The sequence below is a fragment of the Amycolatopsis sp. cg9 genome (genome assembly GCF_041346945.1).
In the GTDB taxonomy this organism is placed as follows: domain Bacteria; phylum Actinomycetota; class Actinomycetes; order Mycobacteriales; family Pseudonocardiaceae; genus Amycolatopsis.
In genome coordinates this window covers 9333228-9355774 of sequence record NZ_CP166850.1, presented here as the reverse complement: position 1 = coordinate 9355774, position 22547 = coordinate 9333228, and the positions used below count along the sequence as shown (strand labels likewise).

Sequence of the window (22547 nt, the reverse complement as noted above, 5' to 3'; positions counted from 1 at the left end):
GGCACAACTGTTGCGGTGGCCAGGTCGCTGCGGATGGTCTTGGCCCTGCTGGCAGGCGCCAAGTTGACGAGTTGATGTTTCTGGCGGATGCTGAAGTTAACGGTGTCGATGTGGGCGGTTACTTGGACCGTCGGCACTGGCCTCCCCTCACCACGAAGCACGCGGAGGTCTGTGATGTCCGAGTCCGATGTGAGTGTGCCGCGTTTCTTGACAGATGGCCAGGCGGCAAAGTTGCTCGGCGTTTCGGCGATGACGATCTATCGGGCCGTGGATGAAGGCGGTTTTCCGGCGGTTCGGACCCGAGGGCGTATCTCGATCCCTGCCAAGGCGATCGACGCAATGGAGGAAGTTGCGGTCTCGGAAATGCGGGCGGTCGACTCGGGTGAGTTCATTTTGCCGTTGAGGAACGGCGTCGATACGAGCGGCAGGTAGAGGCTCGACTGCGGGCTGCTCAACGCTGACCTCGGCGATCTTGGCCCTCAGGCTGTGATTGATGGCGAATTGGCGTCTGTCGCGCTGATGCTGAGACCGCAGCCTGAGGGGGTCCGCGTGGCCGAGGTTGGGGGTGTACGGAGTGGGGGAAGTTAATTCTGTGTTGTGATTTGCGTCTGCGTCTACAGTCAAAATGAATGCGTCGCAGTCTGTTTCCCCTCCGGTGTATTGGTGCACGCGTTTGAGGATGCCCAGTTTGAGAGCGGCATCTCGTGCGCGCCGCACAGTCTTAGGATCGAGGTTGGCGCGCTCGGCCCAGTGGCGAATCGAGATGGATCCCCGTGTCGTGAGGACGGCGTGCGCGAATGCGTCGAGAGCTGCGCGCAAGCTACTGATCCGTACGCCGGCGATCGTGCCGGTGCGTGCCGCCGTGCTGGCTCCGCGCGCCAGTCGCCCGTCCACGGCCGCCTGAAGCGCGGCACGGATGTGTCGTAGCTGACGGGGTGACGGTTCGTTCCGCTGGTCGCCGGCTTGAGGTGGTCCCAGGAGTCGTCGTCGCGGCCTAGGTTCGGCCGCCTCGCGAAGTGCGGGTAGCCAACGGTTGCGGCGCCAGGCGTCTCTCCCGACGTGGGCGGCCTGCGTCGGGGACGCTCGGCGGAAGAGGTCCCATGCCTGCTGCTCGGTGAGGCCGTGTTCGGCGGCGGCGATCGTGGTGGCGGGGGCCCAGAACCAACGTCGCCAGGCTTCCCGTCCGATCTCGCGGGCTTTGGTGCCGGCGAGGTTGGCGAATGCCCAGGCGTGCGCTGTGGCGTGGCCGGCGCGGGCCAGCGCGAGGGCGTGGCCGTACTCGCGTTCGGACCTGCTGACGTTCGCGGCCCCGCGGCGACGCGCCGGTCGTATAACCCGCGGGGCCCTGGGCGCGCCGAGAGGCGGCACGTCGCCCGTGGTCAACGTGCAGCTCAGGATCGGGCTGGGCAGCTCGTGTCGGTGTGGTGAGGAGGTGAGCCGGAGGGTTGAGCGGACGGTGGCGGAAACGTTGTGCCGGGTCGCGATCGTACGAACGACGCACTGTAGTTCTTCGCGCAGGCACGGCGGCGTCTTGATGATGAGGTGGGTGTGCCCCGGTCGGCCGGAAGCGCGCTGGAGGTAGGGCAGGCCGTAGCGATCGGTCCAGAGGAGTAGCTGTTCGGCGACGACTTCGCCTGCGTCGGCGTCGGCGCCGGTGTCTTCGGGGTCGATGTCGATGGCGAGGAGGGGCTGGCGGAGCGTGCCGACGATGGCTCGGGCCGCGTCGTCGGTGTTGAGGATGATGACGGCGTCCTCGATGTGGTGGGTGATCGTGTGCGCGTGGTTGTCGGCGTCGATGACGATGAACGGCGCGCCGAAGAGTGCCTGGTCGAGGCGCGACGGCAGGTAGGTGTCTGGCATGGGAGTCCTCGGGAGCTCGGCGTTACGGGGGCCAAGCGCTGGTCAACGCAGGGCGTCGGCCGGCGCGCGCCAGGGCCAGCGCAGGGGCGGAGCAAGGGCACTCAGGTCTGGCGGCACCGTGTCGATGCGGAGGATCGCGGCGGTCCAGGTCATGCCGATACCGATGCCGAGCAACGCGACGTGGTCGGCAGGGACCACCGCGCCGCGCGTGAGTAGGTGAGCGAGGCCGACGATCTGGTCGTTGGGGCCGATGTGTCCCCATTGGTCGCCGGCGTGGCAGAGGGTGCGCTCGGCGGTGATGCCGAGCGGTTGCAGGCAGTGGGTGTCGAGTAGGTGCCGTCCATAGTGCGGCAGCAGGATCCAGCGCAGCTGGTCGAGCTGCAGGCCGGCGTCGCGGAGGGCCTCGTCCATGACGGCGCGGACCCCGTCGTGATTGCGGCGGGTGACCGAGGCCGCGCCGACGGCGTCGGTGTACTGGCGTTTCCGCTCACGGATGCGTTCGATGCCGAGTTCGGTGGTGCCGGCGGGGAGGAAGCGGTGGTTGCCGCGGTGGAGTTGTTCGAGGGTGGGGTCGGTGTAGGAGCTGGTGGCGAGGATGTGGGCGAGGCCGGGGTGGCGGCCGAGGATGAGGGCAGAGCCGCCGTCGCCGTAGGCGATGCCGTGGTCGGCGGCGAGGTGGTCGAAGGCGGGCGGGCCGAAGGTTTCGCCGCCGGTGAGCAGGACGGTGTCGAGGTCGGGGCTGCCGGCCAGGACGCGGGCGGAGATGTCGATGCCGCCGACGAGGCTGTTGCTCATGGCGTTGAGCTCGCTGGTGATACCGCGGCCGCCGGGCAGGCCGAGGCGGGTGCGGACGTAGGCGGCGCGGGACCAGAAGTCGATGCCGCGGCTGCCGCGCCAGATCGCGGCGTGGAAGTGCAGTTCGGGAACGGGTAGCGGGCCGGTGGTGGTGACGGCCATGCTGGCGAGGGCGTTGCGGCCGGCGCGGACGGCCAGGTCCATGCCGGTACTGCCGCGGGCGATCGACACGGCACGTTGGCTGGTGGAGCCGTGCAGCGTTCGGCCGGACTCGAGGTGGTCGACGGCCACGATCTCGCCGAGCGCCGCGCCGATGCCGCGTAAGTGCAGGTTCTGCCAGCGCACTGTCAGCACCGCCCGACCTGGGCTGGGTGAGCCGGTATGTCGGCGTGGTCGGAGGCGATGGCGTCGACCGAGCTGTAGTAGGCCCGCAAGTGGTGGGTCTTGATTCCGGTGCAGGCGGCGATTTCGTCGAGCGTGAGCGGTCCGCCGGGTGGCGGGCGGTCGAATAGGTCGCGGGCGGTGTCGGTGATCCAGGTTCGCATGACGTCTTCCTGATCGAGCCGGTCGGTGTGGCATGCCAGGTGATGGGGAGGCGCCGAACGGTTTCGGTCGGCGGATGGCGTGGTGCTGGTCGGAGCGCGAGAGCGGGTTCAGGTGCGGCGGGCGCGGCCGTTGCGTCGGGTGAGCAACGCCTTGTGGTGGGCGCGGCGCAGGTCGGGGATCTGGTCGCGGGCGGCGCGGTCGAGTTCGGGCATGCGGTGGACGTCGGTGTCGAAGCCGGGGTCGGTGCGGAAGACCAGGGCGAGGACGGAGGCGTTGTTGCTGAGGTTGACCACGGCGTAGGGCAGGGTCGTGGGGATGTAGACGATGTCGCCGGCCCGCGGGTGGAAGGGGGCCATGGCGTTGCCGGACAGGATGGCGACGTGGCCGCTGATGATCGCGATGGCGATTTCGGTGGTGTCGTGCCGCTGCGGGGCGAGTGTCGTGGCGCCAGGCAGAAGCATCCGGCCGCCGGAGAGCGCGCGGGTGGGCGCGGTGCCGCTGCGTAGCAGCGGGGTGAGCGTCTCGTCTTCGTCGGCCAGGTGCCCGGCTGCCGACGGTATCGGCGTGGTCGTGCTGTCCATCTCGAGGCGTCCTTCCAGTCGGGATCAGCGGGCCGGGGTGTCGGTGGTGTGATGGGCGAGCTCGCACGCGAGCGCCGCGTTCGCCGCGGCGGCGGGAACGGTCCGGCGGCCGTGGCCGCACGCGGCGGCGACCGCGAGCACGGGCCGGTCCAGTTCGGTCTCGACCAGCCCGAGCGCGGCGCGGGACTCCTTCGGGTGGGTTTCGTCGACGAGGCCGGCGATGACGTCGATGTCGCGGCGCAGGTGCCGCAGCGCCCGGTAGAACCGCGGATCCGTCGGCGGGGCGTCGGTGCCGGTGCACATCGGGATGTGCGCGGCGGGCATCGGGATCCGGAGCCTGTGCAGCTGTTTGTGCAGCGCGTTGAGGAACTGCACCGCGGGCACGAGGTCCGTCAGCGCGAACAGCGGCTGGTGGCCGAGGTCGCCGTGGCAGAGGTGAATTCGCCACGTCGCCTCGCGCGGGTCGTCGGCGAAGACGCGCACGACCTGTTTGGCCAGCGCCCGCACCGCCGCCGGCCAGAGCGGCCGTGGGGTGCGGTCGAGCGTGGCGAGCACGGCGGGGGTTTCGAGCTGGAAGACGACCTGGGCGCCGTGCTGGCGGTGGATGGTGTGAACATCGTCGAGCACGGCTTGGCGGAACACCGGCAGGTGCGTTACCGCGGCACCTGGGCTGCCGAAGGTGAATAACGACAGGTCGTAGGGGTTCGGGATTGACACCTGGTGCGGCGGGAGATCGCGGTCGTCGTGCAGCTGGGCGCGGGCGGCCATGACGGCGTCGGTGTGGGCGGTGCGGCCGAGGGACAGGTCGTCCGATTCGAGCCAGTGCCCGTGCTTGAGGCGGTAGGTCGGCATGTCGTCGTAGTCGGCGGAGTGGCCGGCGCGGACGGGTTCGAGGGCGTCGACGGTGTGGAGGCCGTCGAGCCAGTCGATGATCCACCGCGGGTCGGGGTCGCAGGGCAGCCCGGTCAGTGACGTGTCGGGGGCGTGGTTGAGAAACCACTGCATCGTCGTGCGGTGGTCGCGGGTGAGGACGGCGGGCAGGGAGCCGACGAAGTGCACGGCCCGGACGTTCTCGGGCGTGGCGGTGTCGGAGTGGTCGGTGCTGGCGTGGCTGAAAACGAGCGTGGACATGAGGATTTCCCCTGGTGGGCGAGTCGGATGGGTCGAGTGGTGGTGCGGGCGTGGGGAGGGGCCGCCCGGCGGGGGACGTGGGAGCAGAGGGCGCGGGCCCGCGCTGGAGGGTTGGAGGTGGGGGCGCGGGCCCGCGCAGCCGGTGGTTATCCGGTGACGGCGACGTGGCCGGGCTTCGGCTGCGGCTTGGGCGCGGTCCGGTCGCCCGGGTTGCCGCCCTGCTCGTGCCGCTGGCCCGGCACGCCCGGCCGCGATGTTCCCGGAGCCCCGGGCTTGTGCGTCGGGGCCGGGCGGGTGCCGGTGGGCGGGTTGCCGGTCGGCGGCGGGGTTCCGGCGCCGCAGCTGACCGTCGCCACCGTCACCGTGATCGCCGTGCCTGCAGTGGGCTTGCGCGACGTCGGTCCGCCGGAGCTGTTCGTGCGGGTGGGGGCGGTGCTGGTGGTGACGGTGATGACCCCGGCGGTGCCGTGTCCGCCGGCTGTGACCTTGAGGTTGCCGCTGCCGCCCTTGGGGGCGCTGGTGGTGATGGCGCCGTTGTGGCAGGTCGCGGTGAACGGCCCGACCGTGGTCCCGCCGACTCGCACTGAGGCGACCCGGGCTTCGGCGAAGCCGGCGCCTGCCTGCAGGCTGATGCCGCTGGCCACGACCGCGCCGCTGGGACTGGACACCGAGCCGCTGGCGGACTTGATCGCGCCGCTGCTGGACACGCTCGGCCGCGCGGAGAGGTGCTCGCCGCCGGAGACGGAGATCCCGGTCGCGGTCGACGTCGCCGCGGTGGCCGCGAGGATGGGCGGTGCTGCGGTCGCGGGGGTGCAGCTGGAGGTGAGGGTGCCGACGAGGAGCGCTCCGACTCCGGCGGCGGCGAGTGCGCTGCGAGTGGTGTTCATGGATGTTCTCTCCAGAAGTGTTGGTGTGGTTGGGTTAGCGGATGAGGACCGGGGTGCCGATGGGCACCGGATCGACGGGGTTGGTGAAGGTGGCCAGCGCGTCGGCGGGGACCCGGATGCATCCGTCGCTGGACGGGCGGCCGAACACATCGGTAGTGGGCCAGCCGTGGATGCCCGTGGTCCCGGGCCCGCCGCCATAGGTGGAATACGTCGTGGAGTGGATCCCGAGCGGGAAGATCACTGGGCTGAACGTCTGCTTCGCGTCGGTCATCGAGGCGAGCACGAAGGTCCGTCCGGCGGGGGTCGGTGCGGCCGGCGTGCCGACGCCGACGCTCCAGGTGCCAATCTGCTGGTGGTTGCGGTAGAGGGTGAGCCGGAATGCGGCCCGGTCGATGACGATCCGGTCGGTCGTCGACCGGATCGCGAGCGTGCTGTCCTGTGTGGATAGCCAGCCGGTGGAGCCGTTGGGCCGGGATGGCAGCAGGACCTGCACCCAGCCCGGCTCGTCCGCGATGACCGGTACCCACGTGTCGGATCCCAGCTGTGTGGTCGGCAGGACGGCGATGGCCGCACCGCCGGGCTGGTCGAACACCGGCACCGGCTCGGTCGGGTGCACGAGCTGCCCGTCCGGGACCTCCTCGGCTGTCATGTCTTGCGGCGCGGTCGCCACGGTGCCGAAGGTGCTGGCTTCAGGCAGCCCGGTCAGATTCGGGACCGCGCGGGGGGCCACGGCCGGGGCGTGCAGTTCGACGCCCAGCTCGACCGGTTCGGCGCCGCGGACGGGGTCGGGTGCGGTCGGTGACGGTGCGAGCAGCGCACCTGCGGTGCCGACGAGTGCGATCCCGGCTAGCCAGAGCGCGAGCACCCGCCACCGGTTCGGTGTCGGCCGTGGCATCTCGGACATGGAACTGTCCTTCCTCGAGGTCGATGGAGGCCGCGGTAGGCCCGCCCGCACTAGAGCGGGCTTGCCGCGAAAAGAGGTTGTGGTTACTGGGAAAGCGCGGAGATGAAGCCGTTGCCAGGGGTGCCGAGGCCGGTGACGGTGTCCCAGCCGGGGGCGCTCTGGAGGTTCTGCGGGCGGGCGTCGAAGTCGATCAGGTAGCTGCCCTGCCCGCCGGGGACGGCGACGCCGCCGAAGGCGTGCATCATCGGCGTCCAGACTCCCGCCTTCTGCGGGACGACGTCAGCGATCGCGCCGGAGCTCTTCAAGCTGTAGAGGACCGGCGTGAGTAGCCCGGCCCGGGCGGTGCCGGAGCGGGCCTGCTGGGCGTCGGCGACGAGCCCGGCGATCAGCGGTGACGCGAGCGAGGTGCCGCCGTAGGAGCCGATGCCGAACTGGCCCTTGATGGTCTGCCCGACCAGCATCCCGGTGTAGGAGTCGGCCAGCGCCGCGATGTCCGGCACCGCACGCTTCCCACCCGCGCCGGGGACGACGCCGGCCTGCCAGTCCGGTGCGTCGTAGAGGGCGGAGGTGCCGCCGCCGGCGCCGGAGGCGAACGGCCCGTCCGCGTCCCGCTGCGGCACCCACGAGTTGCCGGTCTGGGTGTTGCCGGTGTTCTCCCATCCGGTCAGGACCTTCGGCTGGTTGTTCTGGTCCAGGCCGACGCTGGTACCGCCGACCGCCACGACCCACGGGCTCGAGGACGGGAAGCTGGCGGTCGCGTGGCCGACGGGGCCGGAGTTGTTGCCGGCGTCGCCGGTGGACACGGTGATAGTCTGGCCCTGGATCGCGGCCTGCAGCGCCATGCTGTTGAACTGGTCCCGTGCGGCCTGCGGCAGGGAGGCTTCGCCGTCGGCGTTGCCGTAGCTGTTGCTGATCACGTCCACGGCGTTGTCGGTGACGGCCTGATTGAACGCGTCGTAGATCCCGATTCCCTTGCAGCTCTTCCCTGCGTAGTAACGGATCTTCGCACCCGGGGCGATGGTGTGGGAGGCCTGGACGTCGAGGGTTTGTTCGGCGGCCCAGCCGTCGGCGCCGCACTCGGCCGCGTCGGTGAACCCGCCCTGCGGCAGCACCGCGCTGTACTGCCCGTCCGCTAGCGGCGGCACACCGAGCTGGGCGGCGGCCTTGTTCGTGTCGGCCACGACGGTGGTGGAGTTGTAGGCGCCGACGACACCGATCGTCGTGCCCGCGCCGGTGTTTCCGTTGTCCAGCTTGTACATCGCGCGGACCTGCGTGCCGGTGTAGCCGCACAGCGAGTTCGACTGGGACCCGGCCGGGTAGTTCTGCGGAACGTCGGTGTTGTTCTGCTCACCCCACCAGCGCGCGCAGTGCTGCTCCGCCGCTGCGGCTGCGGATGCGGCCGGGCGGGTGTGGTGCGGCTTGAGGAGCGCGGCGCTGTCGTCGAGGCCGAGCACGGCGGTGATCGAGGCACGCAACGAGGCCGGCACGGTCACCGGCGACGCCGGTGCCGTGAGCGTGCGCGTGGCCCCGTCGATGCGGGCCCGGAACGCCGCGATCCTCGTCCCGAACGCCGACTCCACCGCAGCGGTCGGCGCTTCGGCGTCGACGAAGTGCCTGTTGGCGCTGACGCCGGTCACGTGCAGGCCCTGGGCGCCCAGCCAGCGCGACACCTGGTCGACGGCGTCCTGCGTCGGGGCGAACCGGTCGAGGAACGCCCTCGACGACAGGAACTTCCCGTGTTCGGCGCTGCCCGGCGTGGCCAGCTGCGCGGCGAGGCGTTCGGCGCCGGGCTGGTCGCGCAGCGCCAGGGCGACCTGGATGTGGCGGACGGTGTTTCCGTTGCTGCGGGCGACTTCCGTATGTGGGGTGGCCCAGGCCGGGGTGCTGCCGGCGATCGGCGCGCGGTCGCCGGGGTCGGCAGCTGGGGTGTCGGGTGCCGCGACGGCGGTGGCCGCGGTGGAAGCGAGCAGGGCCGCGGTCGCGGCGAGGGCATGCCAAAGACGGCTGTGCATCGAGGTTTCTCCTTGTAGGAAAAGGGAAAGCCGTTCAGCGTGCTGTCCCTCGAGTGACGGACGTGCTGAAAGGCGGGCCTCGTGCCGCAGCCAGGGATACGCGAAGAGGGGCTGAGCGGAGACGTCAAAGGGCCACAAGACCGGCTGTGCGGAGCCGGTCGTGGAGTTCGCTGATCGAGAAAGGTCCCGACGTAGCGTTAGGACGTGTGGCGATGTACTGGTGCTGGGTTGCGTCGTCGGCGGTCCGCGAGCGGTCTGCGTACGGCACTGTGTGGAGGGTGGAAACACGAGAATGTCCCTACGTGTCCGGGCTGACCGTGCGGGATTCCACACCTCCCCAGGGTGGAGCACGAGTCTGCCTTGCTGAGACGAACACTAACCGGTTCCTGGGAAAAACTCAAACGGTTGTGGCGATATTGTTTGGCGTGATTTATGGCGGCCTACTGACCTGCGGAACGTTGCGAGCGGTAGTGATTCGGGTTCGCATGGTCAAGAACTCCCGGTGCATGCTCTCTGCCTGTGGGCCGGTCGCCAGGCTGTGGTCGATCTGGTTTCTGTCGGTTGAGCGAAACAGTCGCTCGTGGCCAGGTGTCGCTGTGGTGCGGGTGGTGTGTTGACGATTAACCCGATCGGGTGTTTGGTTGTGAAGTGGCAGATCGTCGCAGGCCACAGGTGGTACGACATCTGCCACGGAGGGCGTCGCCAGCCGAGTGGGTGCCGTCCGTCGATCGGGCGGGGCGGGGCCATCGGTACGAGGAGGGGAGCGTGCGGGACATCGTGAAGCGAGCAAAATCTGCGGCCGGCGGTGGTCGGCGTCCCTGCATTCACTGCGGTGGATAAGCGCACTCGCAGATCGGCCGGACAACCACCCGCAGGTGTTCAGCTGACGACATTCGTCGGGCGAACCCGTGAGCTGACCGAGGTCTGTGAGCGGCTGTACGCAGGTGACCGTGCGGTGACCTTGACCGGGTCGCCCGGTGTCGGGAAGACGCGATTCGCCGGCGAACTGCTCATGCAGATGAATGAGCATTACGACGCCTCGGTGTTCATCAGACTCGCCGAACTCGGTGTGCATGCGAATACGTCGACGGTTTTGCAGCGGATCTGCAACTTGCTTGTCGCAGCATTACGTGTCTCGCATCACCAGCCGAACGCCGACCTCGTCGACGTTCTCATCGAGCACGTCCGTGACCGGCGCGTGCTGATCGTGCTCGACAACTGCGAACAGGTGCTGGACGCGGTCGCCGAGCTGGTCAACCGCATCATCACCGAGACCGCCACGGTGCAGGTGATCGCCACCAGCCGCGCCTACCTCGACGTCCAGGGCGAGCACCGGGTGCACCTGGGCCCCTTGGCGACCCCCGCCATGGACGCCGGCCGCGCGGCCGCCGAGCACAGTGACGCGGTCCGTCTGCTGGCCGACCGTGCCACTACGGTTGGACGGCCGCTGACCGAGCAGGACGACTGGCAGGCCATCGTCGACCTGGTCCGCTGGTCCTCAGGTATTCCGCTGGTCCTGGAACTCATTGCGGCCCAGTTCGGCCGGGGGCGAGCACCGGCTGTGGTCCTTGATCGCCTGCAGGGTGGCGAGGCGCTGAGGTACGGTCCCGGCGCGCGCGGGATCCCGACGCATCACCTCGCACTCGACATCGCGATCACCGAGTCCTGGGACCTGTGCTCGCCGGAGCAGCAGCGTGTCTGGGCGCGGCTGACGGTCTTCACCGGCGGATTTACCCTCGACGCCGCTGAACAGGTCTGTGCGGATGAGCTGATCAGTCGGGGCGAGATCCTGGAGACGTTGGATCACCTGGTGCGGCACTCGATCATCGAAGGTGCTTCCGCCGATGGACGCTACCGCCAGCACACGTTCCTGCGTGAGTACGGCCGGCGCAGCCTGAACGCATCCGGCGAACTGGACAAGATCAGTGAACGGCTGTGCCACTGGATCGCCGAGTTGGTGCGGCAGGCTGCCGTGCGGTGGTTCGGACCGGAGGAGGTCCGGTGGCTGGACCTGGTCAACGCCGAGTCCCGCAACATCGCCGCTGTGGTGGCGTGGTGCGCGGAGAAGGGCCAGGCCGAGCGGGGCTTGGCGATCATGGTGGATGTGCTGCTGACGCGGGCGCCGTTCTTCTTCGCCACCGAGATCCAGGTCTGCCACCGGGTCGAGGAGCTCCTGCACGATGGCCCTGCGGTGGCGTCGGATGTGCGAATCTCGGCACTGGCGATGGCCGGCTGGGTCTGGATCGCCCTCGGTGAGCAAGCCCGCGGCAAGAGTCTCCTGGACGAATGCGTGCGCTTGGCGCGCGATGCGGGCAAGGATGACGCTCCGGTGGTCCAGTTCGTGGAGGGCACCTACGAGGCACTGGCTCTCGGGCGGCGCAGCGGGTTCGCGAAGCTCGCGGCAGCCAGCGCGGGTTTCCGCGCCGCGGGCGCGGACGGGCCGGCCTTCATGGCGGACCTGTTTCACGCCATGACGGCGGGACTGCTCGGCCCGGCGGAGGAAGCGGACCGGATGTCGCAACGCTGCGTGGTCGAAGCCCGCCGTCGCGGCGCTGAATGGGCTCTGACGTGGGCGGAGTGGACCCGCGGTCTGCCCGCGTGCTCCGAACCCGTGACCGACAACCCCGAGCCGCTGAGGCGCCAGATCGCCCTCGGTGACCTGTGGGGGCCCGGCTGGTGGGTCGAGACGAAAGCCTGGGAGCTGGCGAAGGACGGCGACTACGCCGGCGCAGCGCGACGGATCGGCGGCTCGGACACCCTGCAAGCCCGCCACGGCGTCCACTACAACGGCCTGGCCAGCTTCAAACACCACCGGGGAAACGCGAAAGCCGTGATCGCGTTGGTGCTCGGCCCCGTGGAGTCGACGGCGGCCTACCTCGAGGGCAGCCTGCTGTCCGACGAACAGATCGTGGCCCTCGCCTTCGACGACACCGAACCTGCGTCGGAACCGACGTTGAACGGGCGGCAGTGGAAAGTCGTCCAGCTGGTCGCCACGGGGCTGAAGAATCAGCAAATCGCGGCGATCGTGCAGTTCTCCGTACGCACGGTCGAGAATGAACTGACCACGATCTATGACCTGCTGGGCGTAGCGGGACGCCGGGAGCTCGCCGAGTGGTACCGGGCCCGATCGGCGCCTACCGGTGCTCCCACTGCACCGGCAAGGCCGCGACACCGCGGATGACGCCAAAGGTCCGCCGCACCGTGGCGCCGGGCTGAAGCCGCAGACCCGGCAGCGCGCGCAGCAGCTCGGTGAGCATCACGCGCAGCTCGACCCGGGCCAGGTGCTTGCCGAGGCAGCGGTGCTCCCCGGCGCCCCACCCGAGGTGCTGCTGCGCGCCATGGTCGCGGTCGAGGCGGAAGAGGTCGCCGTCGTCGAAGACCCGTTCGTCGCGGTTGGCGCTGCCCCACGCCAGCAGCAGCCGGTCCCCCGGGAACAGCGGCATCCCGCCGAGGTGGGTCTCGGTGGTCACGGTGCGTCCGGTGGCCGCGACCGCCGGCTCGAAGCGGACGAGCTCTTCCACGAACGCCTCCATGGCTGCTGGCTGGGCGGTGATGCGCTCCTGCAGGGGCGGGTCCTGCAGCAGGTGCAGGAGCGCGGTGGCGCACGCGTCGGCGGTGGTCAGGTGACCGGCCGCGACCATCAGCACGGTCATCTTGACCAGCTCGTCATCCTCGGCGGACCGTCCATCCACCTGCGCGTTCACCATCGTCGAAAGCAGGTCACCGCTCGGGCGGGCGCGTCGTTCGCGTATCAGTCCGAGCAGGAAGTCCGCGTAGATCCGGCCTGCCTGCTGGGCCCCGGTGAGTGCCTCGGCGCCGTAGAGAGCCCGCACGTGTTCCGACAGCCACGCGCGTTCAAGCTCGGCGAGGCCCAGCACTCGCCCGATCACCAACGGCGGCACCTGGCGGGCATAGGCCCCGACGAGGTCACCGGCGCCGTGCAGGATGAGTTCTTGCAGCGTCTCCCGGCAGACCGCTCGCACGTACTGCTCCTGCGCGGCCGCGGCGGCCGGGGTGAAGAACGCTTGCAGCAGGCGCCGCCACTGGTGGTGGTGGTCTCCGTCGGTCTCGAACATCGGCGCGACGGCGTCGCGCATCTCGGTGACCACCGCCGCCGCGCCCAGCCCATCGACGTAAGTGCAGAACCGATCCGAGCTGCGGGCGGCCTCCCGGATCTCGGCGTATCCGGTGACCAGCACGAACCCGTCCAGCTCCCCGCTGCGCGCCACCGGACATCCGCGCCGGATTGCCCCCAGCGCGTCGTAGGCGGTCTCGGCGACGGCGGGATCGAGGTGGCTTAACGACCACGCCAAATCCGCCGGATCGGTCCCTGACACCTGCGCCGCAGCGTCCCCCGCTTCCAGAACCATACCTTCCTGGCTACTGCCGGTGAATGACGCAGGTCAAGGGCCCTGGTGGGACATTGAGGAAAAGAATGTGGACTCCACATCGTCGACATGTGGACCAAATGTGGCACGAAGCGGCGGTGGTTGCGGAGCGTGTCCGTCACTATGGCTCCAACGCCCTGAACAGCCGCGATGTAGGTCGCCAAGGCTGACGGGGCACAGGGGTGCCGGCGGGGGCCGGCTGGAAAGTCGAACGCACGAGGGGTGAAAATGAGCACTACCGAGCACGGGGATCAGGAGTTTATTCGGCGCTGCGAAACCATCATCAGCGCCTTGCCGATCCGTCATCCGTTCGAATTGCGGGCGTTCCTGGACGCGGTGGGACAGCAACGGGGCATGTCCGTGGTCCTGGGCCGGATGCCGCTGCGGCGCGGCGGGGCCAGCGGGCTGCTGGCACGCTCGCGTGAGGAGTGCTGGCTGACGGTCGTGGCGAAAGCAGTCCCGGCGCATGCCGCGCACATCGCCTTCCACGAGATCGGGCACTGGATCCTCGGCCACCCTGGCGACTACGTGTGCGGCCGCCGCACGTGTCCGGACGACCGGTGGGAGGTCGAAGCGGAGCAGTTCGCGTGCTTGCTGCGGGAACACGTGAAGGCCGGGGCTGCACGCTATCGCGATCGGCTGCCGGGCCGGACGGCTCTGCGGGCGGCGTTCGGGTCGCGACGGCACTTGTGCGCCGATGCCTGACGCGGTCTCGCTCCTCTGGCTTGGCGCGGCAGCCGCGGGCGTGGTCGAGGCGGTCCGCAAGGCGCTGGTCAACCGGGGGAGCGGCTACGCGCTCAGCCGGCACTTCCTGACCGCCGGCATCGCCTGTATGGCGTTGTCGTTGGCCGCCGGGGCGCCGGTGGCCTTGGACTGGGCCGACCGTCTGACGGGTTTGCACAACGCCGCGGTCGTGGTCCAGAACGTGCTGGCGATGCTGGCCATGGTCTTTACCGCCGGGTTCCTGCACACCCTGGGACAGCTGCGTCTGCCCATGCCGGCGGTGGTCACGATCTTCGTGGTCTGCACGGCGGCGATGGTCACGCTGTATGTTCTGGCCGGGGCGCACACGTTCTACTTTGGCTCGCCCCGGAACCCGACCTGGCCCTCACAGCTCTACTCCGCCCTCTACCTGGGCTACCTTGTCGGCTGGCTGGCGCTGCTCCTGCTGGGACTGACCGTGGTGGCCCGCGGCGAGGTAGCCGGGGTGCGCGGCGGCGTCGCTCTGGCCCAGCTGGGGGTCGCGATGTCGCTGGTCGGGTTGTCCTGGCGGCTCGGGGTCGTCCTCCGATTGCTGGTCGACCCGCACCATCCGCCCCGCGGGACGCACTTCGGAGTCTTCACCGACGGCGCCGGACTGGTGTTGTTCGTCGCCGGGTCGCTGTTCGCTGCGGCGACCCGGCGGCTGTTCGACTGGCTTGACCGGCGCCGCACCCAGCGCCGGGACGCCGCGATCGAGCGCCTGTGGAAGCGCCTGCGGGTGCTGCTGGCCCACCGTCGGCCGCCACCGCTGACCCTGACCCAGAAGCTGGTCGAGATCGAGGACGCTCTGCTGATCGTCGAGCAGCTGGTCGACGATCGGACCCGTCGCGCGATACGCGCCGAACTGCACACCCTTGCGCTCTACGTCTATGTCCCGCCGGGGACGGCGACAGCCGTCGACATCGAGATCGCGATCGCTGCCCTCGTCGCGCATCTATCCCACCCGGCTGCGGAGCTACCGCCCGACGACCTCGACGGCGGCGACGCCGAGTCCCCGGCATGGTGGCCGGAGTTCGAACGTTTGCATGTCGATGATGCGGCCAGGACCCGGTGGCTGGCCGAGGTCGGAGACACCCTGACCCACCGCCGAGTGCAGCGCATGGCCGCGAGAATCAGCGCGACGCACCGCAGGTTCTGGGAAGCGGGATCGCCGAGCCGGTAGATCGGCGAGGTCAGGAGGTGGGATTGTCGCGTGCGGCCCGGCGGACTCGCGCGATTCCTTCCACCAACTGCAGCAGCTGTTGGCGATCGGCGTCGGGGGCATCGCCGATCGAGCTGGCGATGTCGCGTGCGTTGAATCCGACCAGACCGAGCTCGGTCACCAGTTCATGAGTCTTGCGTGCGACCTCGTCATCGGGCGGTGCGAAGTCGGTGGCCGGGACGCTGGGGTCGAGCAGGTTCGGGTGGATGCGCCAGAACTCGGCTAACGCCCGGGTGATCGCTGGCCGGCTGTTCTGCCGGATGCCGGCCCTGAAGTTGCGCAGTGCCTGCTCGGCCAGCGGCAACCCGGTCCGGTCCCGCACCCATTCGGCGACCACCGGAGGTCGCGCGGTGAGCTTGAGAAACGCCAGCTCGCCCGGACTGTGTCTGGGCTTGCGGCGCGCCTTCAGAGCGGCCTTGCGGGCGTCCTCGGCGGCGAGCCGATCGATTTCATCGGGATCGACGACAGGGGCACCTCGTAAAAGGTAGTAGGTCGAGGCGTGCTCGAACAGGTACGACAACCGCTCGGCAAAAGTATCCAGATTCAGCAGCGCGACGGTGAGATCCTGCTGATCGGCTGCCCGACGGCGCGGAATCGGCGAGTGCAGCTGCGCCGATGGCGTCGCTGCCGCGTCGCCTTCCGCGAGACCTGGTCCGTCATCGGATGCTCGTGCCATAGTCCGCCCCCGTAGCGTGTCGACATCAGTAAGCGCGGAGCGTCGGTCCTGCATTGGCACGCATTGACATACCGCAAGTTGTGTCTACCATCGAAATAAGCACCACGCTTGTTGCGAGTATCTTCGGAACGTCGAGGGAAAGCAACCCACGCCGCCCCGACCAGGGGGTTGGAGCACGGTCCCGCTGTGACCGCCGCACCCTTCACCGGCGCACCACCGCTGAGGGGAGGCCCGTCATGGCCACCACATCCAAGGACACGTCTGCTCGGGATTGCTCCGATGTGGACACGCCCTGTGCCTCGCTGCGGCAATCCGCGCTCGCGGAAGGCGTGGTCGAGCTGGTCGACTGGTCGCCGTTCGGCCGCGTCCTGCCGGTCCTGGCCGCCTCTCCCGGTTCCGGTGCGACGAGCACTGCCGTCGCGATCGCCGATGCGCTTCAGCTGGCGGGCCGCTCGGTCCTGCTCGTCGACGCCGGCGATCCAGTCCGGTCCGGACTCGGATCCGCTGCGCGGGCCGACGGGCCACGGCGGGACGGTCCCGGCCCCGAGGTCGGCATCCGGTTCTCCCGGCGCGCTCGCGCAGTTCTGGCGCGCCTGGATGCGGCCGATCTCGCCGCCGAGCCGGTGCTGTTCCCGCCGCCGCTGCACTGGCACCCCGGCGGGGGGTACGGCGTTGACGTGACGGTGGTCGACATCGGCCACGACCCCTGGCGCTTAGCATCCGACCCCGCGCTTGGGCCGGGGCAGTGGCTGCGCGTCGGCAGCCCGTCACCGATTCCCGCGCTGGTGGTGCGGCCCACGGTGCCGGGGCTCGCCCACGCTGAACAGGTCTTGGCCCGCCTGGCGCCGTGGGTGCGGGCCGGCGCGGTGACCCCGCCCACGCAACTGCTCGTCGTGGGCGCGCGCCGGTGGCCGAAAGGCGTGGCCGGTACCGCAGGGCGCCGCACCAGCGTCCTGGTACCGGATGCCGTGTTCTTCCCCCACGACCGCGACCTTGCCGTGCATGGCGTTACCGCCGCCGTGACACCGTCATTGCTTCGCGCGCCTGCCGAACAGTTGCTCCGTTCCTGGCATGTCCTGCCACAGCGGACACACCGCTTACGTCTTCCGTGGCTACGTATTGCTCGCGAATGCGACGGACGCATCACCGATCACGACACCGGCTGAGAACCTCCCGCCGCTCAGCTGAGAAGAACGTCAACGCCCTCCCACTTGACCCGCCTGATGTGACGTCGGGCGGTGCGATGTGGAGGGCGCGATGTCCGCGCACAGTGTCATCGACTGGCTCGTCCAGATCCCGAATCCGACACCGGTGCAGCCCACCGTCGGTGGCGACAAGATCCTGGGACTGCTCAACAACGTCAAGTGGGGCGCGGGCGTCGCACTCGTCCTGGGTTTCTTCGTCGGCTTGATCGTCTGGGTCGGTGGCCGGTGGGTCGACCATCACCGGGCCGGGAAAGTCGGCGTCGTCATGATGCTCTGCGCCGTCGCCGGCGCGATCCTCTACGGCATCGGCTGGTCGCTGATCAGCACCTTCGCGGGCGGGTGAGCCATGTTCACCGCCACACCGCCGCCACGCGCCCGCACGCGTGCCCGCCGCCTGATCATCATCATCGTCCTGTTGATCGCCGCGCTAGCGGTGGTGCTCGTCGCCCGGCAGACGACTGAACCGCCGTCATCCCCTGCGGCAACGACTCCGCCCGGCGGCGCACCTTCGCCGACACCCACGGCGTCGGTCGACGAGGCCACCGCTCTGGCCAACCGTTCCATGCTGACCCTGCCGCCGGAGGCGGCACTGCCGCACGAGCTCACGACCGCGACGGCCGGTCCGCCGATCACCGTGCCGCCACCGGTGCCGATCGCGAGCCGCGTGATCTCCGACGGGTTCCCGGCGACCGCGGAAGGTGCGCTCGGCTGGCTGACCGACTTCAACGAGACGGCGCTGCGCGGCGGTGACCCGGCGACGTACCTGCGGGCGTACGGCGAATCCGCGCTGCCGCACGCCCCGTCCCCACAAGGTAGCGGCCCGCTTGCGCTGCTGACGTCGTTCCGGGAGAACGCCGGCATCCGCCCCGGCGAGCTCAAGCCCGGCCTGACGGTGACCTATGACGTGTCCCAGGGCCTGATCAAGGGCACCGCGGACGGCGGCCGGTTCGCGGTGGTCTGCACGCTCGGGCAGCTGAGCTTCGACTACCAGGGTCAGACCACGAGCATAGGCGTCGGCGACTGCGAGGCCCTGCGCCGGACCGGTGCCGCGTGGCGGATCGCCCCCGGGGCCCGAGCCGCCTACGCCGCGTGCGCGTGGCCGGGCAGCATCGAATCGGTCCGCGCCGGCTACCGGCCCCTGATCCGGGGCGGTGCCCGGTGAACCCCCTGGATCTGCTCGACAAGCTGGGCGGCATCGCCGGCAAGGCGATCAGCGCGACCGCGGCGGGAATTCTCGAGCCGTTCATGGCGGCCACCTGGGCCGCGGCCCTGTTCATCCTGCGGACCGCTTTCGAGCTCGTCGACCGGTTCTCCATCCTCACCGTGTCCACCACGGAGGGACCGGTCTCGATCCTGTGGCCGATGACGCTGTGGATCTCCGGAGCCATCGCGCTGGGCATGTTCTTCTGGCAGATCATCACCACCGTCCTGCACGGCGGCCGCGGCTTTGTCCGCCTGCTCACCGGGCCGATCCAGTACGGCATCGCCGTCGCGATCACCGTGAGCGTGGTCGCGGCGTTCCTCGCCGCCGCCGACGGCCTGACCGAAGCGGTCCTGTCCACCGGGCTGCGGGTGGGGAACTTCCGCGACGCGCTGACCATGACCGGCTTCACCGACGCCCTCTCCGATGAGGTCAAGAACGTCGTGCTGGGCCTGGCCGGTGCCTTCGGGGTAATACCCGCCGGGCTGGGGTTCGCGGTCGAGGCCGTGTTCCGCGAAGCCGCGATCTACATCCTCGTCGCCACGATCCCCATCGCCGCGGCCGGGCTGGTCGCCGATGCAACCGCGCGGTGGTACTGGAAAGTCGTCCGCTGGGGCCTGGTCGCCATCGTGATGAAGCCCGCGCTGGCGTTCGTGCTGGTGCTGGCCGTCGCGATCGTCGGTGGCACGCAGGGCCTGTCCGGGTTGCTGGCCGGCATCGGGGTCCTGTTCGTCGCGTTGTGTGTGCCGTTGGTGCTGCTCAAGCTGTTCGCGTTCGTCGATCCGGACTCCGATCCACAGGGGGCGTTGCGGGACAAGCTCTCGGATGCCGGCCTGGACTCCTACGGCGCCAACAGCATCGCCGGGCGCATCGCCAGCGCGTTCTCGAACAAGGCCCGCAAAGAAATGGGCAACAGCGAGTACAGCGAAGACGGTGGCGGTGGCCAGGAGCAGGCCAATGTCGACCGCTTCGACCAGGCCGCCGCCGAGGACGACACGACTGCCGGGCCGCTCGACACGACCGGCGATGAGCGCGCCTCCGACGAAGCGAGTGCTGCCGGCACCGCGCCCGACCCCTCCGCGACCGGCGGGTCCGGTGGCGGTGATGGAGATGCCGGAACTGATCCGGCGGAGTCTCTCACCGCTGGGGCAGGCGGTCCTGGTAGCGCGAGTCTGACTGAGTCCGTCGACGACAGCGAAGACGGTGACGGTGAGTCGCCACCGCCGGACCCACCTGGCGATGCTGGTCCGCCGACACCGCCGGACCCTAAGCCCGACAACGGCCCACGACCCGATGATGGCGGCGGTGCGGCGGCCGGCGACGCCGAGGAAGCCGCGGTGCTGTTGTGAGCGCCGCGACGCGAATCTACAAAGGACTGTCTCGTAAGGAGCGCGCCGGGTGGATCATCGGAGTGACCCCTGTGCAGGCGTTCGTGTGCGTCGGACTTGCCGTCCCGGTGATTCTGGCGTTGGCAGCGGGGCGCTTCGGGCAGGCTCTCGCGCTGGGCGGGCTCTGCGGCCCGGCCGCGGCGCTCGTGGTCGTGCCCGTGCGTGGGCGCTCGGCGTTGCGGTGGCTGGGGCATCTGCTGCTCTACCGCGTCGGCATCGCGTTGGGGTGGTCGCGGTGGCAGTCCCGGGCGGTCACCGGGCAGGCCACAGACCTGGATGAGCCGGATTTACCCGGGGTGCTGGCGCGGCTGCGGTTCCCTGACGGACCGCCGCTGAGAGACGTGGGCCGGGTGTGCCTGATCCACGACACCGGCGACGGCCGGTGGGGCGCCACCGCCCGGCTCACCCACGCCGGGGTCGGGATGCTCTCCGACGCCCAGTGCGAGCGCCTGGCCAACCGGCTCGGGAACCTGCTGCTGTCGATCGGGCACCGCGAGGTCATCGACCGGATGAGCCTGCTGGTGCGGACCGTCCCCGACGACGGCGCCGACTACCAAGCGTGGCGAGCCGAACACGACGTGCCCGACGCGCCCGCGCTCGCGCGGCAGGCCACGGCAGAGCTGGATCGGCTGGTCGGCGCGGTGTCGGTCCGGCACGAAGTCTTCGTCACCCTCTCCGGAACCGAAGACGCCCTCCGCCGCCCGGCCGCCGCGGCCGGGGGTGGGGTCGCCGGCCGGGCCGCAGTGCTCTACCGAGTGCTGGACGGGCTCGAGGACAAGCTGAAATCCCTCGGCGCCACCGGCGTCAAGTGGCTCTCGGGTCCGGAACTGGCAGTGGCGATCCGCACCGGGTTCAACCCGGCCAGCGCCGCCGGCCTCGCGGCGCGCCGCCATCGCGCGGGCAACGAGGAGGGTGTCCGCTGGGCAACAGCCGGGCCGGTGCACGCGCCGGCACCGTCGGCGCGGGCCTACCACCACGACGGTTTCGCCACGGTGTCCTACTCGGTGCTGACGCCGGAAGCGGGGACGGTGTTCGGGTCGCTGGGTGGCCTGCTGGCGGTCAAGACCGCCGGCGAGCGCCGCAGCCTTGCCATCCACTACGAGACCCTGTCCCAGCATCGGTCCCGCAGAGCGGTGCGTCGCTTGCGGTTCCGCACCGGCGTCATGCGGGACTGGAAATCCTCCAAGGGCTTCAACTCTGGCGCGACCGAAGCCCGTGAGGCGGGCGGCGCGCGGGCGCAGGAGCACGCGGTCGCGGCCGGGCACGGGATCGTCCGCTTCGCCGTCGCCACCGCGGTCACGATCCCGGATACGTGGAACGTCGAGGACCACGCGGCGAAACTGGAGAACGACATCGCCGGCCGCTTCCAGCTGCTGCGAATGGAGCTGGCCCAGGACGCCGGATTTGTCGCCGCCGTCCTGCCGGTCGGTATGGGGCTGCCCCGCCTGCGCGGCGGTGGGTCGTGAGCCGCCGTGCCGACGAACGAACCGCCGCGGAACTGCTCGCCACCTTCGGACCCGCGATTGGCGCCCGCGCGCCCGGACGCCCGGGGGCGGACGGCCACAGCGCTCGCGTGAACCAGCGAGCCGCGCCGCGCCGCGGGTTCACCCGGCCAGGGTACGGGTGGTCGCCGGTGGCGGCGCCGCTGCAGGTGTATCAGGCCGGCACGCACGAGATCGGCGGGTTGTTCCCGTTGCTGGCGGCGAGCCCGCTCCCGGCGGTCGGGGCGCGGATGGGCTATGACGTCCACTCCGGCGGTACGTTCTACCTGCATCCGGTCGAGTTCGTCCTGCGCTCGATCTGCACCAACCCGAACATGGTCCTCTTCGGCGAACCCGGCAGGGGCAAGTCCTCGACGGTGGTGGCGTTCCTGCTGCGTATGATGCTCACCGGCGTCCGCACCCTCGTCTCCGGCGACGTCAAAGGCGAATACACCCCGCTGCTGCACGCGCTCGGGGTCTCGCCGATCCTGCTCGGCCGCGGCAGCAACGCCCGCCTCAACGCCCTCGACCTCGGCCCACTCGCGGCCCGCTGGGACACCTGGTCGACCGATCGGCAACGCGACGAGCTCGACGGGGTCCTGGGCCGGTGGGTGCAGCTGCTGGTCGCGCTCGCCGAAGCCCAGGGCTACCCGCCCACCGTCACCGACGAGGCCGCTCTGTCGGCGGTGCTGCGGCAGCTGCTCGGCGTTCACGACGGCTACACCCAGCTGAAGCCGATCACCATCCCCGAGGTCCACCGGATGCTGGCTGACCCGGATGAGCAGCTCTGGCAGGAACTGCGCTTCGCCGGGCGCCGCCAGTTCCTCGACCACCTGCGCTCGATCACCGACGCGCTGGCCAACTTGATCAGCGGCCCGCTGGCGGGGTTGTTCGACGCAGCGACGAATTTCACCGTCGACTGGGACGCCCCGATCCAGAGCCTGGACCTCTCGCGGCTACGCACCCGTGGCGATCAGGCCGTCGCCGTCGCGCTGACCTGCCTCGGGTCGTGGTCGTCGCTGGCCACGGACCTGCAGGAGGACGGGGAGCTGCGGATCGTCGTCCGCGACGAGATCTGGCGCCAACTCCGCCTGGGTCTGCGGGCGGTGCAGGCAGTGGACAGCGAACTGCGGCTCTCGCGCGCGGAACGCAAAATCCAGGTCCTGGTCAGCCACAAACCCGGTGACTTCCTCTCCGTCGGCGCCACCGGCTCCCAGGAAGTCGCGATCGCCCGTGATCTGCTCGCCTTATGCTCGATCCGTGTCCTTCTTGGACAGTCCACACGGGTCGCGAACGAATTGGCCGACGTTCTCTCGCTCTCGGACAAGGAACAGGAAGCCACAACCGGATGGGCGAACGACCGTCAAGGGCGGGCGCTGTGGAAGATCGAGAACCGTATCGGGCTCAAGGTGCAGACGGTCCTCAGCCGGGTCGAGCGGCAGATCTTCGACACCAACAGTCAGCTTGTCTCGAAGCCGAATCCGCTACCGAGTGATGACGTGTCGGCGTCGCCGTCATGAGGCCCGCCG

19 protein-coding genes are annotated in these 22547 nt (G+C 69.9%); 10 read left to right on the top strand and 9 right to left on the bottom strand.

Annotated elements, in window-relative coordinates; genetic code table 11:
• Window positions 1–87: 87 nt before the first annotated feature.
• Window positions 88–432, top strand: a complete 345-nt coding sequence (locus AB5J73_RS42885) for an excisionase family DNA-binding protein (RefSeq protein WP_370964997.1) — start codon at window positions 88–90, stop codon at window positions 430–432.
• 1470 nt (window positions 433–1902) lie between these two features.
• On the opposite strand, the gene AB5J73_RS42880 is transcribed toward AB5J73_RS42885, so the two are convergent.
• The 7 genes from AB5J73_RS42880 to AB5J73_RS42850 all read right to left on the bottom strand — a co-directional run bounded on the left by AB5J73_RS42880 (window position 1903) and on the right by AB5J73_RS42850 (window position 8716).
• On the bottom strand, window positions 1903–3009 hold the full coding sequence (locus AB5J73_RS42880) for a 3-oxoacyl-[acyl-carrier-protein] synthase III C-terminal domain-containing protein (protein ID WP_370964995.1): 1107 nt from the start codon (window positions 3007–3009) through the stop codon (window positions 1903–1905).
• Entirely contained in the window at window positions 3003–3200 is a 198-nt protein-coding gene (locus AB5J73_RS42875) for a hypothetical protein (RefSeq protein ID WP_370964993.1), read from the bottom strand. Before AB5J73_RS42875 ends, AB5J73_RS42880 begins: the two co-directional genes overlap by 7 nt.
• Window positions 3201–3308: 108 nt before the next feature.
• Window positions 3309–3782 (bottom strand): hypothetical protein, encoded by a 474-nt coding sequence (locus tag AB5J73_RS42870; RefSeq protein ID WP_370964991.1) that lies wholly within the window; start codon window positions 3780–3782, stop codon window positions 3309–3311.
• A 24-nt stretch (window positions 3783–3806) separates the two neighbouring features.
• Entirely contained in the window at window positions 3807–4913 is a 1107-nt protein-coding gene (locus tag AB5J73_RS42865) for a hypothetical protein (RefSeq protein ID WP_370964989.1), read from the bottom strand.
• Between the two features lie 146 nt (window positions 4914–5059).
• The gene (locus AB5J73_RS42860) at window positions 5060–5800 is read right to left on the bottom strand and encodes a hypothetical protein (RefSeq protein WP_370964987.1); all 741 of its coding nucleotides are present in this window, start codon (window positions 5798–5800) and stop codon (window positions 5060–5062) included.
• Between the two features lie 34 nt (window positions 5801–5834).
• A complete protein-coding gene (locus AB5J73_RS42855) occupies window positions 5835–6704 on the bottom strand; it encodes a L,D-transpeptidase (protein WP_370964985.1) in 870 nt (289 codons plus the stop codon).
• 83 nt (window positions 6705–6787) lie between these two features.
• The gene (locus tag AB5J73_RS42850) at window positions 6788–8716 is read right to left on the bottom strand and encodes a protease pro-enzyme activation domain-containing protein (protein ID WP_370964983.1); all 1929 of its coding nucleotides are present in this window, start codon (window positions 8714–8716) and stop codon (window positions 6788–6790) included.
• An 805-nt stretch (window positions 8717–9521) separates the two neighbouring features.
• On the opposite strand from AB5J73_RS42850, the gene AB5J73_RS42845 reads away from it, so the two are divergent.
• The gene (locus tag AB5J73_RS42845; RefSeq protein WP_370964981.1) at window positions 9522–11897 is read left to right on the top strand and encodes an AAA family ATPase; all 2376 of its coding nucleotides are present in this window, start codon (window positions 9522–9524) and stop codon (window positions 11895–11897) included.
• On the opposite strand, the gene AB5J73_RS42840 is transcribed toward AB5J73_RS42845, so the two are convergent.
• Complete coding sequence (locus AB5J73_RS42840) at window positions 11851–13086, bottom strand: cytochrome P450 (protein WP_370964979.1); 1236 nt, start codon at window positions 13084–13086, stop codon at window positions 11851–11853. The two genes, AB5J73_RS42845 and AB5J73_RS42840, sit on opposite strands and share 47 nt — an antisense overlap.
• Before the next feature lie 246 nt (window positions 13087–13332).
• On the opposite strand from AB5J73_RS42840, the gene AB5J73_RS42835 reads away from it, so the two are divergent.
• Both AB5J73_RS42835 and AB5J73_RS42830 read left to right on the top strand, forming a co-directional pair.
• Window positions 13333–13809: an ImmA/IrrE family metallo-endopeptidase gene (locus AB5J73_RS42835; protein ID WP_370964977.1), complete on the top strand. Its 477-nt coding sequence runs from the start codon at window positions 13333–13335 to the stop codon at window positions 13807–13809.
• The gene (locus AB5J73_RS42830) at window positions 13802–15028 is read left to right on the top strand and encodes a hypothetical protein (RefSeq protein ID WP_370964975.1); all 1227 of its coding nucleotides are present in this window, start codon (window positions 13802–13804) and stop codon (window positions 15026–15028) included. The genes AB5J73_RS42835 and AB5J73_RS42830 overlap by 8 nt, the downstream gene beginning before the upstream one ends.
• A gap of 10 nt (window positions 15029–15038) precedes the next feature.
• Here AB5J73_RS42830 and AB5J73_RS42825 read toward each other — a convergent pair whose 3' ends face one another.
• Window positions 15039–15743, bottom strand: coding sequence for a hypothetical protein (locus AB5J73_RS42825; protein WP_370964973.1), 705 nt, complete (start codon window positions 15741–15743; stop codon window positions 15039–15041).
• Window positions 15744–15979: 236 nt separating this feature from the next.
• Between AB5J73_RS42825 and AB5J73_RS42820 the strand changes: the two genes are divergently transcribed.
• From AB5J73_RS42820 to AB5J73_RS42795, 6 genes are all read left to right on the top strand, one after another.
• Window positions 15980–16909, top strand: coding sequence for a hypothetical protein (locus AB5J73_RS42820; protein WP_370964972.1), 930 nt, complete (start codon window positions 15980–15982; stop codon window positions 16907–16909).
• A 91-nt stretch (window positions 16910–17000) separates the two neighbouring features.
• Window positions 17001–17291 carry a hypothetical protein gene (locus AB5J73_RS42815; RefSeq protein ID WP_370964970.1) on the top strand — a complete coding sequence of 97 codons (291 nt, stop codon included), beginning with the start codon at window positions 17001–17003 and terminating at the stop codon, window positions 17289–17291.
• A gap of 3 nt (window positions 17292–17294) precedes the next feature.
• Window positions 17295–18110, top strand: coding sequence for a hypothetical protein (locus tag AB5J73_RS42810; protein ID WP_370964968.1), 816 nt, complete (start codon window positions 17295–17297; stop codon window positions 18108–18110).
• Window positions 18038–19498, top strand: coding sequence for a hypothetical protein (locus AB5J73_RS42805; protein ID WP_370964966.1), 1461 nt, complete (start codon window positions 18038–18040; stop codon window positions 19496–19498). The genes AB5J73_RS42810 and AB5J73_RS42805 overlap by 73 nt, the downstream gene beginning before the upstream one ends.
• Window positions 19495–21003 carry an SCO6880 family protein gene (locus tag AB5J73_RS42800; RefSeq protein WP_370964964.1) on the top strand — a complete coding sequence of 503 codons (1509 nt, stop codon included), beginning with the start codon at window positions 19495–19497 and terminating at the stop codon, window positions 21001–21003. Before AB5J73_RS42805 ends, AB5J73_RS42800 begins: the two co-directional genes overlap by 4 nt.
• The gene (locus AB5J73_RS42795; protein WP_370964962.1) at window positions 21000–22538 is read left to right on the top strand and encodes an ATP-binding protein; all 1539 of its coding nucleotides are present in this window, start codon (window positions 21000–21002) and stop codon (window positions 22536–22538) included. Before AB5J73_RS42800 ends, AB5J73_RS42795 begins: the two co-directional genes overlap by 4 nt.
• Window positions 22539–22547: the final 9 nt, after the last annotated feature.